This is a genomic window from Aestuariimicrobium ganziense (genome assembly GCF_015352975.1).
GTDB lineage: Bacteria > Actinomycetota > Actinomycetes > Propionibacteriales > Propionibacteriaceae > Aestuariimicrobium > Aestuariimicrobium ganziense.
Genome location: NZ_JACYIZ010000001.1, coordinates 577,814 through 593,851 on the forward strand (window position 1 = coordinate 577,814; position 16,038 = coordinate 593,851).

Genomic DNA, 16,038 nt, shown 5'->3' on the forward strand with positions numbered 1-16,038 from the left:
CCCCGGCGCCTTCAGGTCCTGCGGTCTGCGACGTCAGTCGCGGGGCTTCTCGACCATCTCATAGGTCTCGATGATGTCCCCGGTCTTGATGTCGGAGTAGTTGGCCAGCGTCATGCCGCACTCGTAACCCTCACGCACCTCGGTCGCGTCGTCCTTCTCGCGACGCAGCGAGGCGATGGAGGTGTCGGCGAGGACGACGCCATCGCGGATGAGGCGCGCCTTGGCGTTGCGCCGCATGAGTCCGTCGATGACCATGCAGCCCGCGATGACACCGAACCGCGAGGAACGGAAGATCTCGCGGATCTCGGCCTGGCCCAAGGTCTTCTCCTCGTAGATCGGCTTGAGCATGCCCTTGAGAGCAGCCTCGATCTCGTCGATCGCGGAGTAGATGACCGAGTAGTAGCGGATGTCGACGTTCTCACGGTCGGCCATCTGGGCGGCGTGCGGGGTGGGCCGCACGTTGAAGCCGATGATGACCGCCTTGGACGCCGCAGCCAGCGACACGTTGGTCTCGGTGATGGCACCGACGCCACGGTCGATGACCCGCAGCGACACCTCGTCGCCGACGTCGATCTTCGACAGAGCATCCTCGAGCGCCTCGACCGAACCGGCACCGTCGCCCTTGAGGATGAGCAGCAGCTCCTGGGTCTCGCCCTTCTCCAACTGCTCGAACAGCTGGTCAAGGGTGCGACGACGCGAACCAGCGGCCTGCGCAGCGGCCCGCATCCGGGCCTCACGCTTGTCGGCGATCTGGCGAGCCATCCGGTCGTCGTCGACGACCAAGAAGTTGTCACCAGCACCGGGAACGCTGGTCAGACCCAGCACCTGCACCGGCATCGAGGGCGGGGCCTCGTCGACGGTGTCACCCTGGTCGTTGATCAGCGCTCGCACGCGACCGTGGGCCGAGCCGGCCACGATCGAGTCGCCGATCTTGAGCGTGCCGCGGTGAACCAGCACCGTGGCCACGGGACCGCGCCCCTTGTCGAGGTGGGCCTCGATCGCCACGCCCTGCGCGGGCATGTCGGGGTTGGCCTGCAGGTCGAGTGCCGCGTCAGCGGTGAGGACGACGGCCTCCAGCAGGCTGTCGAGGCCCTCGCCGGTGACCGCGGAGATGTCGACGAACATGGTGTCGCCGCCATACTCCTCGGGCACCAGCCCGAACTCGGTGAGCTGACCGCGCACCTTGGCCGGGTCGGCGGTCGGCTTGTCGATCTTGTTGACCGCGACCACGACCGGCACGTCAGCCGCCCGGGCGTGGTTGAGCGCCTCGATCGTCTGCGGCATCACACCGTCGTCAGCGGCCACCACGAGCACCGCGATGTCGGTCGACTTCGCACCACGGGCACGCATGGCGGTGAACGCCTCGTGGCCCGGGGTGTCGATGAAGGTGATCTTGCGCTCGGTGTCGTCGACCTCGGTCTCGACCTGGTAGGCGCCGATGGCCTGGGTGATGCCACCGGCCTCGCCGGCCACCACGTTGGCGTGGCGCAGCGCGTCCAGCAGCTTGGTCTTGCCGTGGTCGACGTGGCCCATCACGGTGACGGCCGGCGGACGCGGAGCCAGGTCGCTCTCGTCACCGGCGTCCTCCCCGAACACCACGTCGAAGCTCTCTAGCAGCTCGCGGTCCTCGTCCTCGGGCGAGACGACCTGGATGTCGTAGTTGAGCTCGGTGCCCAGCACCTCGAGGGTCTCGTCCGAGACCGACTGGGTGGCGGTCACCATCTCGCCGAGGTTGAACAGCACCTGCACCAGCGATGCCGGCTCGACGCCGATCCGCTCGGCCAGGTCGGTCAACGAGGCGCCGCGGCGCAGGCGGACCGTCGAGCCATCACCCTGCCTGATGCGCACGCCACCGATGACCGGTGCGTCCATCTCGGCGAACTCTTGCCTGCGCTGCTTCTTCGACTTGCGTCCGCGCTTGCCACCGGCGCCACCGCGACCGAACGCACCCTGGGTGCCCGAGCCGCCGCGACCACCGCGACCACCACGGCCGCCGCCGATCGGACCGGTACCCGGTCCACCGCCCATGCCGGGACCACCGCGACCTGGGCCACCGCCGGGTCCGCCGCGGCGCGGTCCGGCACCACGGCCGGGACCACCGGGACGGGCAGCGCCGACACCGGCGTTCTGCACCTTGGGCATCATCGCCGGGTTGGGACGAGGCATGCCGGGCAGGCCGCCGGTACCACCGGGACGAGGCATCCGGTCACCACCAGGCGCGCCCGGACGGGGTGCCCCGGGACGGGCGTCACGGGCACCGGGGGCGCCGGTACGTGCCGGGGGCGCACCCTCAGGACGACGACGCTGGGTGCCCATGCCCTGTGCCGGGGCGAACGGGTTGTTGCCCGGACGAGGCGTACCGGGACGACGCGAGCCCCCGCCGGGAGGACCGCCAGAAGTACCGGGGCGCGGGGCACCGGGACGGGCACCGGGCACGCCGGGAGCTCCGCCCGGACGCGGCGCAGCGCCGCCGGGGCGCGGGGCGGCACCTGGACGAGCACCGGGCACGCCAGGCGTTCCGGTCGGACGCGCGGTGGGCGCAGCCGGTGCCGGGGGTGCCGAAGCCGCCGGGGCTGCCGGTGCGGCAGGAACTGCGGGTGCAGCTGCTGCCGGGGCCGGGGTGGGTGCCCCGGGAGTCGGACGAGGAGCCGGGCGACCAACAGACGCGGCGGGTGCGGCAGGAGCTGCCGCCTTGGGTGCCGGAGCCGCTGGCGCGGCAGGCGCAGCCGCCGCCTGGGCACTGGCTGCCTGCTCGCGCAGCTTGCGCACGACGGGGGGTTCGATGGTGGAAGACGCCGACCGGACGAACTCGCCCATGTCGTTCAACGTCTTGAGGACGTCCTTGCTTTCGAGTCCGAGCTCTTTCGCGAGCTCATAGACGCGGACCTTTGCCACTGCTCTCCTTGGCGGTCCGCGCCCGATGGTGCGGACCAGTTAGTTGTTGTGCATGCTCATTGCTGGGTACTCATCGAGTGGTCATGAGCGTGAGCCCACTTTCTGGCGCGCAGCCGAACTCTGCCGAGGACGGTGCTTGATCGGGATCCCCACACCGAGGGAACTCGGCGGGACTGCATCCCCCAGCTTAGCGATTCCGGCCCTCACGCCCCAACTCGGGGGGCGGTTTGAGGCCACTCGCCTCGACCTGGCGCCGCTGGCTGCGACTGAAGGCGCCCCGGCGCAGGGCCTGGTCCAGACAGGTGGGGTCGTCGTGCAGCCAACTGCCGCGGCCGGGCAGCCGTCGCGAGGGGTCGGGGGTGGCTCGTCCGTCGACGACCACGTACCTCTGCAACTCCGCCTGCGGCGCCGTGCGACGGCAGCCGATGCAGGTGCGAATGGGAGCGGCCACGGCAGCGACCCTACCGGGCACCCCGACGATCGTCGCTGCGCACTTCCGCTGGCGTCCGCTGCGCGGTCGACCTGGGTTCGTCCCATGCCCGATGCCGCCTTCGCCCATCCCCGCCTCGCCCAGGTCTACGACCCGCTCGACCCGGATCGGTCCGACCTCGACCACGACGTGGCGATGGTCACCGAGTTCGGCGCCACCCGGGTGCTCGACCTCGGCTGCGGCACCGGCACCTTCGCCTGCCTGCTTTCCGGCCGGGGCACGACCGTCATCGGTGTCGACCCGGCCGAGGCCTCGCTCGAGGTCGCCCACCCCAAGCCCGGCGCCGACCGGGTGCACTGGTTGCCCGGCACCGCGCCCGACGTCCACTCACGCGACGACCTGCCGCTGCCGGTCGAGATCGCCACCATGACTGGCGACGTGGCCCAGGACTTCCTGACCGACGAGCAGTGGCTGGCCACCTTGACGGCGGCTCGCCAGTGCCTTCGGCTCGGTGGCCTGTTGGTGTTCGAGGCCCGCGACCCCGACCGGCGCATCTGGGAGGACTGGAAGCGCGACTGGACGAGCGCCGCGTGGTCGAGATCGAGGGCCACGGCGTGCTCGAGACCTGGGGTGAGGTGACCGAGTCGAGGGCGAGTTCGTCACCTTCCGCGGACGCACCACCTTCCGTGATGACGGCGAGCAGGTGTGGTCGACCTCGACACTGCGTTTGCGCTCACGCGAGGCGGTCGAGGCCTCCCCTCGGGCCTGCGGTTTCGTCGTGGACGAGGTGCGTGACGCCCCCGACCGTCCCGGCCGGGAGTTCGTCTTCGTCGCCTCGGTGCCCTTGGACGAGGCCTCGGCGTGACCTACTCTGGCAGTGTCCCCCGGTCCTGAGCTGGCCGTGCCGCACCCCGCAGGAGGAACCATGCCCAGGCGAGCAACCACGATGGCGGTCGCCGCGGTCGGGGCCCTCGCGCTCGGACTCGGCGGGTGGGCCGTGGCTCACGAGGCCAGCCAGCCCGAGGTTCCCGCTCAGCAGGCGGTCAACGTGCTGCCGGCCGACCAGCCCGGCAAGACCGACGCCAGCAACAGTGTCCCGGGCAAGAACGTCCCGGGCAAGAAGGGTCAGCACGAGGTGCCGCCCGAGCTGCAGGCGCTGGCCGGTGCCAGCATCGAGCAGCTGGCCACCAAGCTCGACCGCACCCCTGAGCAGCTGAAGGCAGCGGCCGAGAAGGTGAAGAGCGAGGTCGTGCCCACCCAGGCCGAGGGCCTGCGCTGGAAGACCGGCACAGAGACCGACCGTGAGGCTCTGGCGAAGCTCTACGAGCGGCGCGCAATGTCCGTGGCCGCACGCGAGCTCAAGGTCACCCCTCAGGCGCTGGCCAAGGCGATCAACGAGGTCAAGGACGAGACGGTCGCCAGCAACGAGGCGATGATCGAGGCCAAGCTCGCCGAGGCGGTCAAGCAGGGCAAGATCACCCAGGCCGAGGCTGACGAGATGCTCACCAAGGTCAAGGAGACCAAGATCGGCGGCTGACCGCCGACCTCGGTCCCATCCCGGCTGACCTCCCGGTCTGCCGGCCTCCGTCAGCCCTGCTGCTCGGCGTCGGAACGAATGTCGATCCGCCACCCGGTGAGCCGGGCCGCGAGCCTGGCGTTCTGGCCCTCGCGTCCGATCGCCAGCGACAACTGGTAGTCGGGCACCACCACACGGGCAGCCTTGGCAGCAGCGTCCACGACCGTCACCGACGACACCTTGGCCGGGCTGAGCGCCTGGCCGACGAACGCCGCCGGATCCTCCGACCAGTCGATGATGTCGATCTTCTCCTCGTTGAGTTCGTGCATCACCGCACGCACCCGCTGCCCCATGGGCCCGATGCAGGCGCCCTTGGCCGACACGTCGGAACGGTGCGAGATCACCGCGATCTTCGAGCGGTGGCCGGCCTCGCGGGCGATCTCCTTGATCTCGACGATGCCCTGGGCGATCTCGGGCACCTCGAGGGCGAACAGCTTCTTGACCAGGTTGGGATGGGTGCGTGAGACCACGACCTGGGGGCCGCGCAGTTCACGGCGAACCGCCACCACGTAGACCCGCAGCCTTCGCCCGTGGCTGTAGTCCTCACCGGGCACCTGCTCGGCCTGGGGCATGATCGCCTCGATCGAGCCGAGGTCGACCCGCACGGTGCGCGAGTCACGGTCCTGCTGCACCGTCCCGAGCAGGATGTCGCCCTCGGAGGCCAGGAAGTGGCCGTACTTCTGCTCGTCCTCGGCATCGCGCAGCCGCTGGAAGATCACCTGGCGAGCGGTCGCGGCGGCGACGCGTCCGAAGTCGGCGGGGGTGTCGTCGTACTCGCCGATGACAGCATCGTCCTCGTCGAGTTCGGGCACCATCACCGCTGCCTTGCCGCTCTTGCGGTCGAGCACCACGCGTGCGCCCTTCTGGGCGTGCGGGGTCTTGTCATAGGCGTTGAGCAGGGCCTCTTCGATCGCCTTGACCAGGATGTCGAAGGGGATCTCCTTGTCGCGCTCGATCATGCGCAGCGCAGCCATGTCGATGTCCATGTCAGTTCTCCTCCAACTCGTTGTCGGTGTCGTCCTCGTCGTCGAGCAGATCGTCGCCCAGCCCGAGGTCGTCGTCGATCGATCGGTTCAGCTCGACCTGCACCAAGGCCTTGCGCACGCTGGCCATGTCGAGGGTGTGGGTGACCGGCTTGGGGTTGCGGTTGCCCTTGACCGACTCGGGCGTCACCTCGAGGTCGATGGTCGTCTCGGTGGCTGCCAGCAATCGGCCCTCGAGGGTGCGGCCGTCGTCCAGGGTCACCTTGAGCAGCCGGGTGAGATTGCGGCGGAAGTGCTTGGGTTCAGTCAGCGGGGACGACAGCCCGCGGCTGGAGACCTCGAGGGTGTAGCTGTCGGCCTTGACCGCATCGGCCTCGTCGAGGGCCTGCGAGAGGTCCTGGCTGGCGGCGGCGATGTCGTCGAGCAGCGGACCGCGTCCGTGGGGTCCGTCACCGTCAACGGTCACCCGCACCACGCTTCGGCGCCCCGCGGGGATGACCTCGAGTCGGTCGAGTTCCAGGCCGTGGCGCTCGAGGATCGGCTCGACGAGCGCGGCGATTCGCTCCTGCGACATGTCAGCTCCCGGGGTTCGATTGTCGGTTGCGGTTGTGATGGACGAGTGTAGCCCGCCATTTGGGGGGAACGGGAGATGGCTGGCTAGGCTCTGGGGCCATGGCAGGCAACGGCTCGGTCACCTCGCGGCGAGGGTTGCTGCGGGCTGGTGCGGGCCTGATCGGTTCTGGGCTGATCGGTTCTGGGCTGATCGGTTCGGGGGTCCTGGCCGGCCTGGCCGGGTGCCGCTGGACCGACCCGGTGGTGCACTCCACCCGCAACCCCTCGGGGACGACGCCGACGCCCGAGCCCACCCCCGAACCATCGAACGTCGCTGCCGGCGAGGACGAGACCACGCTCGCCTCGCACCTGGCCTGGTTGGCAGCCGCCCCCTCGGGGGTGTCGGCGGCGGTCAAACAGTGGGCGACCACCGTGATGGGGGCACACGCCGGTGCCGCCCACCTGCTGGGTCAACTCGACCCGATGGCGGTGCCGGTGTCGTCGCCGGCCCCCGTGAAGGCCGCCCAGCACGCCACACCGCAGGCAGCGCTGGCCGCGATCAAGGCCGACTCGGCCCGTCTGGTCGGTGAGCACCGCACCCGGTCGGCGACCGCCGAAGAGCCCGGGATGGCGCTGCTGTGGGCCTCGCTGATGGTGACCGCGGCATCACAGGGGGTACCGACCCGGCCGATGCTGGCTCGGGCGACTCGTCCCCACCACATCGACCCGGGCACGCCGACCGAGGCGCGCTCGGTGCTGCTGCAGCGACTGCACGCCGTCGTCCAGGGCTATGAGACCGGCGTGGCAGTGATCGCGTTCACCGACCGGCTGCGCAAGCCCGCCGAGGACCGGTTGGCCGCCTTGGGTCGGCTGCGTGACACGGTGGCCACCGGCATCCGCGAGGACGGTGATGACCCGCCGGGGCCTCGTCCGGGATACCGACAGCCGATCACCCCCACCACGGTGACCCAAGCCACGCAGTTGTTCGTCCTGCTCGAGCGCGACCTGCTCGACGCCTGGGGACGCGTGGTCGCCGCCACCGAGGGCACCGACCGCGACGAGGCGCTGGCAGCGATGCTGGCGCAGGTGCCGCGCTGCCAGGCGTTCGGCGGCGCGATGGTGGTCTGGCCCGGCTGGCCGTGACGCTCAACTGAACAGGACGACCGTGTCCCAGGCGAGCTTCGCGGCCAGCGCCGAGACCACGGTGATGAAGACCTTGCGGATGAAGCCGTTGCCGCGGCGCAACGCGGTGCGAGCTCCGAGGAAGCCCCCGGTGAGGTTGGCGGCGGCCATCGGCAAGGCCAGGTGCCAGATCACGACACCCTGGCTGCCCAGGACGAGGATGGCGGCGGCGTTGGTGGTCAGGTTGGCGAGCTTGGCCATGGCCGAGGCCTGCAGGAACCCGTAGCCGAGCAACCCGACCAGAGCGATCACGAAGAAGCTTCCGGTGCCCGGGCCGAGGAACCCGTCGTAGACCCCAACCACCGCGCCGATGGCCCCGGCGCGCAGGGCGTGCGCGGCCCCGTGGTGGCGGACGTTGTGCTGCAGACCGAGGCTCGGGCGGCGCAGGGTGTGGATGCCGACCGCGACCAGGACGACCAGCACCACCGGGGTGAACCACTGCTTGGGCAGGTACTGCACGAGCCTGGCGCCCAGCATCGAGCCGGCGAAGGCAGCCACCACCAGCGGTGACGCTGCGCGCACGTCGAGCGGGATGCGGCGCAGGTAGGTGATGGTGGCGACCAGGGTGCCCGCGGCCGACGAGACCTTGTTCGTCCCGCTGATGGCCGCAGCCGAGGTGTCGTCCGGCAACCCGATCAGCAGCGAGGGCAACTGGATCAGGCCACCGCCGCCGACCACCGCGTCGACCCAGCCGGCGACGAAGGCCGCGAGCAGCAGGAGCAGCACCGCGTGCGTGGCCAGTTCCATCGACCCTCCCGGCGGTGTGGCACCGGTGTTGACAGTACCTGCCTGGGACGCCGCAGCAGTGGCAGGCTGGGGCCATGGAACAGATCAGGTTGGGTGGTTCGGGACTGAAGGTGAGTCGGCTGGCTCTGGGGTGCATGAGCTTCGGCGACGGCAAGCGCGCTGGCCAGGAGTGGGTGCTGGACGAGGAGTCCTCGCTGGAGTACTACAGGCAGGCCCTCGACCTCGGCATCACCTTCTGGGACACGGCCAATGTGTACTCGGCGGGCTCGAGTGAGGAGTTCACCGGGCGCGCGGTGAGGAAACTGACCACGCGCGAGAACGTGGTGCTGGCCACCAAGCTCTTCCATCCGATGCACGACGGCCCCGGCGGTCGCGGGTCGTCGCGCAAGGCGATCATGGAACAGACCGACGCCTCGCTGCGCCGCCTCGACACCGACCACATCGACCTGATGCAGGTGCACCGCTTCGACCCCGAGACGCCGATCGAGGAGACCATGGAGGCGCTCCACGACGTCGTCAAGGCCGGCAAGGTGCGCTACATCGGCGCGTCGTCGATGTGGACCTGGCAGTTCGTGACGATGCAGTACACCGCCGACCTCAACGGCTGGACGAGGTTCGTGTCGATGCAGCCGCAGTACAACCTGATCTACCGCGAGGAGGAGCGCGAGATGCTCCCCTACTGCGCTTCGGAGGGCATCGGGGTGGTTCCGTGGAGCCCGATGGCGCGTGGCAAGCTGACCCGCCCGTGGGACGAGCAGACCACCCGCCAGTCGACCGACGGCCGGATCGCGTCGCTGTACTCCGACTCCGACAAGGCCGTGGTCGACCTGGTGCAGCAGATGGCGGCCGACCGTGGGGTCTCGATGGCGACGCTCGCGCTGGCCTGGGTGCTCGCCAACCCGGCGATCACCGCCCCGATCGTGGGTGCCACGAAGCCGCACCACCTGGCTGACGCCGCCGCAGCCCTCGATGTGGAACTCACCGATGAGGAGATGACCGCGTTGGCTGATGTGTACACGCCCCACCACGTGCAGTTCTGAGGCAGGGTGTGGACCATGGAGTCCACGATCAATGAGGCAGCCGGTGGGTACCCAGCGATGCAGGCGCTGGCCGAGGCCTGGCACCGCCGGGTGACCGCCGACCCGATCGCCGCGCACCCGTTCGAGCACGGCTACCGCGCCGACCACACCGATCGGCTGGCGGCCTACTTCAGCGAGGCGCTCGGCGGGCCGCCGCTGTGGAGCGAGTTGGGCGAGGACGACAGCGGCGTGCTGCGCATGCATGCCTGCAACGGCCCGCACGTCGAGTTGGACGAGGCCGCGATCGCCTGCTGGGACCAGGCCGTGGCCGATGCCGGTCTGGACGCCGACCCGCGGCTCGGCCAGACCCTTCGTGACTACTGGCGCTGGGCGTTGGGGTTGATGAACGCCAACCCCGATTCGGCCGACGGCATCGTCGACGGACTGCCCGTTCCGAAGTGGAGTTGGGACGGCCCGGTCGCTGGCTGAGCTGCTGTTCCCCCGCACGAAAAGCGAGTGCCCGCACCACCGTTGGGGCGGGAACGCGGTTTTCGGGCGGGGGAAGCGGGTGCGGGCCGGTCAGCCGACGTAGGGATGGATCTCCAGGTGGAAGCCGTCGGGATCGGTGACGTGCACTTTGGTCGCGTTCTCGTCGCTGACGATCTCAGCGTCGTGGCCGGCGGCGAGCAGGCGGTCACGGACGACCTCCAGCGGCGAGGTGGTCTCGAGACCCAACTCGATCCACGCATCGGTGGAGCCCTCGGGTTCGACCCGCCCGAAGGGTGCGTGCAGCCCGATCACCCCCGAGCGAGGCCCGGCCGACAGCGCCGTCCAGTTCTCGTCCGAGCCGGGCAGCACCCGGAAGCCAAAATGCCCGAAGCGCTCTGCGTCAGCCTCGAAGTCGGTGCTGTACACGATGGCGGTGACGACGATGTCGCCACCGGGAACCGCGCCGTGGTCCTGGTAGCCGTAGGTGTCGGTCTGCACCTCGTTGAGCCCCACGGAGCGCCCGCGCGCATCGCGGAAGACACCCTGGCGGCCGTAGCTCTCGTCCCACCAGTCAACCCCGACACCCTTGGTGGCCAGGTCGTTGGCAGCCGCGGCGACGTCGACGGTGAGCAGGTTGAGGGCCGTGTGGGGCTCGGTCAGGGTGCCACCCTCGGTGTCGGGTCCGTGCACGGCGACCTCTCCCCCGAGCCCGACGAAGTGGACGAAGGTCTGCGAGTCCGAGGTGAGCACACGCCGCAGACCGACCGCCTCGAGGAACGCAGCCATCGGGTCTGGCTTGGGTGTGAAGCGCATCGGCAGGATGACGTAGGTCGGCTGCTGGGTCATCGTGCGGTCCTCTCGACGTAGTGGCGGAGCGCATCCTCGACCAGTGCGGACAGGCTTCGTCCCTCGTCGATGGCGCGGTGCTTGACCTGCTTGACCAGCTCCGGGGGCAGGTAGACGTTGAACTGCACCTTCTTCTCCATGCCTAGAATGCTAGCAAACTGCTCACGGCCAAGGGGCAGAGCACGAGGGCCCGGGTCAGAGTTCGCGGGGCACGGTTCAGCGTTCGAGGGCGGCCTTGACCACCGACGGCTTCGGATTGGTGAACGCGACGCCGTCGATCACCACCGTCGGCACGGTCTCGTTGCCGTCGTTGACACTGCGCACGTAGGCGGCGGCGTCCTCGTCGGCCCAGATGTCGACCCAGGTGGCGCGCTCGGCGAGCCTGCCCACCGAGCGGATCAGCCGGGCGCAGTACCCGCAGCCCGGCCGGTGGTAGACGACCACCCCACCCTGGTCGATGGCGGCCAGGGCATCGGCCTGCGACGAGCGCGAGACGGTCACGGGGTCTCGGGGTCGATGTCGGTGACGACCTGATGCACTGCGTCGGCGACAGCGACGTTGCGGGCCGCACCAGTGCGCCGGTCACGGATCTCGACCTGCCCCTCGGCCAGGCCTCGTCCGACCACCACGATGGTCGGCACACCGAGGATCTCGGAGTCGGCGAACTTCACCCCGGGCGAGGCCTTGCGGTCGTCCAGCAGTGTGGCGACACCCAACTCGTCGAGTTCGCCTGCGATCCGCTCAGCCTCCTGGGCGACCTCGTCACCCTTGCCGGTGGCCAGCACCATCACGTCGAACGGCGCGATCTCGCGCGGCCAGCACAGTCCCTTGTCGTCGGCGGTGCCCTCGGCCACGGCGGCCACGGCACGCGAGACCCCGACACCGTAGGAGCCCATGGTGACGGTGACCAGCTTGCCGTTCTGGTCGAGCACCTTCAGGCCCAGGGCCTCGGCGTACTTACGGCCCAGCTGGAAGACGTGGCCCATCTCGATGCCGCGCGACAGGGTCAGCGGACCCGAACCGTCCGGTGCCGGGTCACCCTCGCGCACCTCGGCGACGTCGATCGTCCCGTCGGCGGTGAAGTCGCGTCCGGCGACCAGGTCGTAGACGTGGTGCCCGGCCAGGTTGGCGCCGGTGATCCAGCGGGTGCCGCTGACGACGCGGGGGTCGAGCAGGTAGCGGACCTTGGACGAGCCCTCCTCGCCGAGCACCGCCTGACCGTCGCGCACCGGACCGATGTAGCCCTTGACCAACTCGGGGTTGGCCTCGAAGTCGGCATCGGTGAACGGCTCGGCCTCAGCGGGAGCAACCGCGGTCTCAAGCCGCTTGGGGTCGACCTCGCGGTCACCGGGCAGGCCGATCACCAGCGGGGTGCGGCTGCCGTCGACACCGCGCAGCATGAACACCACGTTCTTGAGGGTGTCCGCGGCGGTCCACTCACGGTCGGCGCGGGCGAACTGGGCGTTCGACAGCGCAACCAGCGACTCGATGGTCGGGCTGTCGGGGGTGGACTCGACGTGGGCGGCCGGCGCGTCGTCGAACGGGATCGCGTCCGGCGTCGGCGTGGTGACCGCCTCGACATTGGCCGCGTAGTCGCCCGGCGAGCGGACGAAGGTGTCCTCACCGTTGGCGGCGATCGCCAGGAACTCCTCCGAGGCCGAGCCACCCATCGCCCCGGCGTCGGCCTGGACGATGACGTAGTCGAAGCCCAGCCGGTCGAAGATCTTGACGTAGGCGTCGCGGTGGGCGTTGTAGGAGCGCTCCATGGCCTCGTCGTCGATGTCGAAGGAGTAGGCGTCCTTCATCACGAACTCGCGCCCACGCAGGATGCCGGCGCGCGGACGGGCCTCGTCGCGGTACTTGGTCTGAATCTGGTACAGCGACAGCGGCAGGTCCTTGTACGAGCTGTACATGTCCTTGACCATGAGGGTGAACATCTCCTCATGGGTCGGGCCGAGCAGGTAGTCGCTGCCCTTGCGGTCGACGATCCGGAAGATGTTTGGGCCGTACTCGGTCCAGCGGCCGGTGGCCTCGTAGGGCTCACGCGGCAGCAGCGCCGGGAAGTGGACCTCCTGGGCACCGATCGCGTTCATCTCCTCGCGGACGATGGTCTCGACCTTGTGCAGCACCCGCAGCCCCAGCGGCAGCCAGGAGTAGATGCCCGGCGCGACCCGTCGCACGTAACCGGCGCGCACCAGCCAGCGGTGGCTGGGCACCTCGGCGTCGGCGGGGTCCTCACGCAGGGTGCGGACGAACAACTGCGACATCCGGGTGATCACGCCGGCCTCCTCGGTGTTGGCGACAACGCCGCCCAGACTATCGGGGTGAGGCGGTTCGGCTCGACCTGGTTTCCGCGCCGATTCCGGGCACGGAACCCGGGAGGGCGACCGAGCGCTGCATACGCTCCGGAGCTCCGTGCCCGAAATCGGCCAACAGCAGTCAGAGAACGCCAGTTGAGGAGCACCCGAGGCGGGGACGAGCGTGGGTCTCGAAAACGCGCGGCAGAAGCTGCTTTCGAGGCCCTCGCTGACGCTCGTTCCTCCACCATCGAGGCAGCAGGAGCCCTGCCTCAGGGGACGATGCGAACGGCTCCGTCCGAGGCCGAGGCAGCCATCGAGGCATATGCCCGTAGCGCTGCTGACACCGGACGGTCCCGATCAGCCGGGGTGAACGGCTGCTCGCGCCCGGCCTGGGCCTCGCGCCTGGCCGCCAGCACCGCGTCGTCCACCTCGAGCGAGATCGACCGGTTCGGGATGTCGATCGCGATGGTGTCACCGTCCTCGACCAGGGCGATCAGGCCACCGGAGGCCGCTTCGGGCGAGATGTGCCCGATCGACAACCCCGACGTGCCGCCCGAGAACCGGCCGTCGGTGATCAGCGCGCACTTCTGTCCCAGGCCCTTGCCCTTGAGGAACGAGGTCGGGTACAGCATCTCCTGCATGCCGGGGCCGCCCTTGGGGCCCTCGTAGCGGATGACCACGACGTCCCCGGCACCGACCTTGCCGCCGAGGATGCCCTCGACCGCGTCGTCCTGGCTCTCGAAGACCACGGCCGGGCCCGAGAAGGTCCACACCGCCTCGGGCACGCCGGCGGTCTTGACCACGCAGCCTGCCTCGGCGATGTTGCCGAACAGCACAGCCAGCCCGCCGTCGGCGGTGTAGGCGTGCTCACGGTCACGGATGCAGCCCTCGGCCGCGTCGGTGTCGAGCGACTCCCAACGGTTGCTGGTCGAGAACGCCTCGGTGGTGCGCACCCCACCCGGGGCGGCGTGGAACAGCTCGATGGCCTTGTCAGAGGCCTTGCCGCTGCGGATGTCCCACTCGTCCAGCCAACCCTGCAGGTCGGGTGAGTGCACCGAGTGCACGCCGGTGTTGAGCAGCCCGACCCGGTTGAGCTCACCGAGGATGGCGGGAATGCCGCCGGCACGGTGCACGTCCTCCATGTGGTACTTGGGGGTGTTCGGGGCGACCTTGCTCAGGCACGGGACGCGACGCGAGATGGCGTCGATGTCGCTCATCTGGAAGTCGACCTCACCCTCGCGGGCGGCGGCGAGCAGGTGCAGCACGGTGTTGGTCGATCCACCCATGGCCACGTCGAGCGCGATCGCGTTCTCGAAGGCCTCACGGGTGGCGATTGCGCGCGGCAGCAGCGACTCCTCGTCCTCGTCGTAGTAGCGGCGGGCGATGTCGACGATCAGTCGACCAGCCTCGAGGAACAACTCCTCGCGTGCGGCGTGGGTGGCCAGCGTCGAACCGTTGCCCGGCAGCGACAGCCCGATCGCCTCGGTCAGGCAGTTCATCGAGTTGGCGGTGAACATGCCCGAGCACGAGCCACAGGTGGGGCAGGCCGAGCGCTCGATGGTGTCGAGTTGGCCATCGGTGACCTCGTCGTTGGCCGAGGCGATCATCGCGTCGATCAGGTCGAGCTTGGAGTGGACGATGCCCTCGATGGCCTGGGTCTTGCCGGCCTCCATCGGTCCACCGGAGACGAACACGGTCGGGATGTTCAGGCGCAGCGCCGCCAGCAGCATGCCGGGGGTGATCTTGTCGCAGTTGCTGATGCAGACCAGGGCGTCAGCGCAGTGGGCGTTGACCATGTACTCCACAGCATCGGCGATCAGCTCGCGGCTGGGCAGCGAGTAGAGCATGCCGGAGTGGCCCATGGCGATGCCGTCGTCGACCGCGATGGTGTTGAACTCACGCCCCACTCCCCCAGCCTCGGCGACCGCGCCGGCCACCAGCTGCCCCATGTCCTTGAGGTGCACGTGACCGGGGACGAACTGGGTGAAGCTGTTGGCGATCGCCACGATCGGCTTGCCGAAGTCGTCGTCGGTCATGCCGGTGGCCCGCCACAGGGCGCGGGCTCCGGCCATGGTGCGGCCGTGGGTCGAGGTACGCGAACGCAGTGCTGGCATGTCGTCCAGTCTCCCACGAGGACGAACGCCAACCGCCGCCGCCCGATGGCTGGGCGCACTCGAACGGCTCAGTACAGCACCGTGGCGAACTCGTCCACGGTGTCGAACCCGACGCGCTCGTAGAGCTTGCGGGCGCGGGTGTTGAAATCGTTGACGTAGAGCGAGACGACCGGGTGGTTCTCGCGGCACAGCCGCACCACCGAGGCCATCGCCGGCTCCGAGAGTCCTCGGCCGCGCAGTGAGGGATCGAGCCAGACCCCCTGCACCTGGCAGACCGCGTCCATGGCGGTCCCGATGTCGGACTTGAACAGCACTCGACCGTTCTCGACGATCCCGAAGGCTCGTCCCTGCGCGATCAGGCCGCGCACGTAGCTGGCGTAGCCACCAGAGGGTTCCAGTGGCGTCACCCCGACCTCTTCGGTGTACATCTTCACCGCGGCATCGAAGTAGGCCTCGAACTCGTCGGCCCGCACCCGGCGCACCCTGGGGTCCTCGGGAACGGTCGGATCGTCCTGCATCACCATCAACGGCTGCCGTGGACGCAGGTCACGGTAGGCGCCCCACGACTGCCCCCAGCGCTGGGTCAGGCCCTCCCACAGCGCGCGCACGTCGGGCGAGCGCCCCATGATGGACGAGGTGTGGCGCCGCGGCCCGATCTTGGCGACGAAGGCCTGCACCGCCTCGGGGTCGTCACCGGCCATCACCAGGTTCGACCCGTGGTGCAGCACCGAGACCAGACGGCCCTGGCGCTCGAAGCCGAGCACCTCGCAGCCCAGGGTCAGCCGGCCGATGCCGTACTGCGAGGTGCGGGCCCGCACGAACAGGTGCGCCACCGGGTCGTGGGCGGTGAGCTGCAGCAGCGCCGGCAGGTCACCATTGCCCAGCACCCTCAGGCGCGTGGCCAT

The 16,038-nt window shown here is 69.7% G+C and carries 17 protein-coding genes; 6 read left to right on the forward strand and 11 right to left on the reverse strand.

Features of this window, described 5'->3' with window-relative positions; genetic code table 11:
• Positions 1-33: 33 nt before the first annotated feature.
• Together infB and IE660_RS16105 are read right to left on the reverse strand one after the other, a co-directional pair.
• Complete coding sequence (infB, locus tag IE660_RS02855; RefSeq protein WP_203566779.1) at positions 34-2,895, reverse strand: translation initiation factor IF-2; 2,862 nt, start codon at positions 2,893-2,895, stop codon at positions 34-36.
• Positions 2,896-3,082: 187 nt separating this feature from the next.
• Positions 3,083-3,346, reverse strand: coding sequence for a YlxR family protein (locus IE660_RS16105; RefSeq protein ID WP_328701811.1), 264 nt, complete (start codon positions 3,344-3,346; stop codon positions 3,083-3,085).
• A gap of 84 nt (positions 3,347-3,430) precedes the next feature.
• On the opposite strand from IE660_RS16105, the gene IE660_RS02865 reads away from it, so the two are divergent.
• The 3 genes from IE660_RS02865 (at position 3,431) to IE660_RS02870 (ending at position 4,862) form a co-directional block, all read left to right on the forward strand.
• Complete coding sequence (locus IE660_RS02865) at positions 3,431-3,964, forward strand: class I SAM-dependent methyltransferase (RefSeq protein WP_235996715.1); 534 nt, start codon at positions 3,431-3,433, stop codon at positions 3,962-3,964.
• Between the two features lie 88 nt (positions 3,965-4,052).
• Positions 4,053-4,190, forward strand: a complete 138-nt coding sequence (locus tag IE660_RS15610) for a hypothetical protein (protein ID WP_235996717.1) — start codon at positions 4,053-4,055, stop codon at positions 4,188-4,190.
• A 60-nt stretch (positions 4,191-4,250) separates the two neighbouring features.
• On the forward strand, positions 4,251-4,862 hold the full coding sequence (locus tag IE660_RS02870) for a hypothetical protein (RefSeq protein ID WP_203566781.1): 612 nt from the start codon (positions 4,251-4,253) through the stop codon (positions 4,860-4,862).
• A gap of 50 nt (positions 4,863-4,912) precedes the next feature.
• On the opposite strand, the gene nusA is transcribed toward IE660_RS02870, so the two are convergent.
• Both nusA and rimP read right to left on the reverse strand, forming a co-directional pair.
• Complete coding sequence (gene nusA, locus IE660_RS02875; RefSeq protein ID WP_203566782.1) at positions 4,913-5,887, reverse strand: transcription termination factor NusA; 975 nt, start codon at positions 5,885-5,887, stop codon at positions 4,913-4,915.
• Position 5,888: 1 nt separating this feature from the next.
• Positions 5,889-6,458 (reverse strand): ribosome maturation factor RimP, encoded by a 570-nt coding sequence (gene rimP / locus IE660_RS02880; RefSeq protein WP_203566783.1) that lies wholly within the window; start codon positions 6,456-6,458, stop codon positions 5,889-5,891.
• Positions 6,459-6,556: 98 nt separating this feature from the next.
• Here rimP and IE660_RS02885 point away from each other — a divergent pair, with 98 nt between their 5' ends.
• Complete coding sequence (locus IE660_RS02885; RefSeq protein WP_203566784.1) at positions 6,557-7,579, forward strand: DUF4439 domain-containing protein; 1,023 nt, start codon at positions 6,557-6,559, stop codon at positions 7,577-7,579.
• Positions 7,580-7,582: 3 nt separating this feature from the next.
• On the opposite strand, the gene IE660_RS02890 is transcribed toward IE660_RS02885, so the two are convergent.
• A complete protein-coding gene (locus tag IE660_RS02890; protein ID WP_203566785.1) occupies positions 7,583-8,365 on the reverse strand; it encodes a sulfite exporter TauE/SafE family protein in 783 nt (260 codons plus the stop codon).
• Between the two features lie 74 nt (positions 8,366-8,439).
• On the opposite strand from IE660_RS02890, the gene IE660_RS02895 reads away from it, so the two are divergent.
• Positions 8,440-9,405 (forward strand): aldo/keto reductase, encoded by a 966-nt coding sequence (locus IE660_RS02895; RefSeq protein WP_203566786.1) that lies wholly within the window; start codon positions 8,440-8,442, stop codon positions 9,403-9,405.
• A gap of 15 nt (positions 9,406-9,420) precedes the next feature.
• Positions 9,421-9,873 (forward strand): globin domain-containing protein, encoded by a 453-nt coding sequence (locus IE660_RS02900; RefSeq protein WP_203566787.1) that lies wholly within the window; start codon positions 9,421-9,423, stop codon positions 9,871-9,873.
• 90 nt (positions 9,874-9,963) lie between these two features.
• Here IE660_RS02900 and IE660_RS02905 read toward each other — a convergent pair whose 3' ends face one another.
• The 6 genes from IE660_RS02905 to IE660_RS02930 all read right to left on the reverse strand — a co-directional run bounded on the left by IE660_RS02905 (position 9,964) and on the right by IE660_RS02930 (position 16,038).
• Positions 9,964-10,719 (reverse strand): hypothetical protein, encoded by a 756-nt coding sequence (locus tag IE660_RS02905; protein WP_203566788.1) that lies wholly within the window; start codon positions 10,717-10,719, stop codon positions 9,964-9,966.
• Positions 10,716-10,859 carry a ribbon-helix-helix domain-containing protein gene (locus IE660_RS02910; RefSeq protein WP_203566789.1) on the reverse strand — a complete coding sequence of 48 codons (144 nt, stop codon included), beginning with the start codon at positions 10,857-10,859 and terminating at the stop codon, positions 10,716-10,718. Before IE660_RS02910 ends, IE660_RS02905 begins: the two co-directional genes overlap by 4 nt.
• A 76-nt stretch (positions 10,860-10,935) precedes the next feature.
• Entirely contained in the window at positions 10,936-11,220 is a 285-nt protein-coding gene (locus IE660_RS02915; protein ID WP_328701812.1) for a glutaredoxin domain-containing protein, read from the reverse strand.
• Positions 11,217-12,986 (reverse strand): proline--tRNA ligase, encoded by a 1,770-nt coding sequence (locus tag IE660_RS02920; RefSeq protein WP_203566984.1) that lies wholly within the window; start codon positions 12,984-12,986, stop codon positions 11,217-11,219. Before IE660_RS02920 ends, IE660_RS02915 begins: the two co-directional genes overlap by 4 nt.
• 302 nt (positions 12,987-13,288) lie before the next feature.
• Entirely contained in the window at positions 13,289-15,133 is a 1,845-nt protein-coding gene (ilvD, locus tag IE660_RS02925; protein ID WP_203566790.1) for a dihydroxy-acid dehydratase, read from the reverse strand.
• 68 nt (positions 15,134-15,201) lie between these two features.
• A complete protein-coding gene (locus IE660_RS02930) occupies positions 15,202-16,038 on the reverse strand; it encodes a GNAT family N-acetyltransferase (RefSeq protein WP_203566791.1) in 837 nt (278 codons plus the stop codon).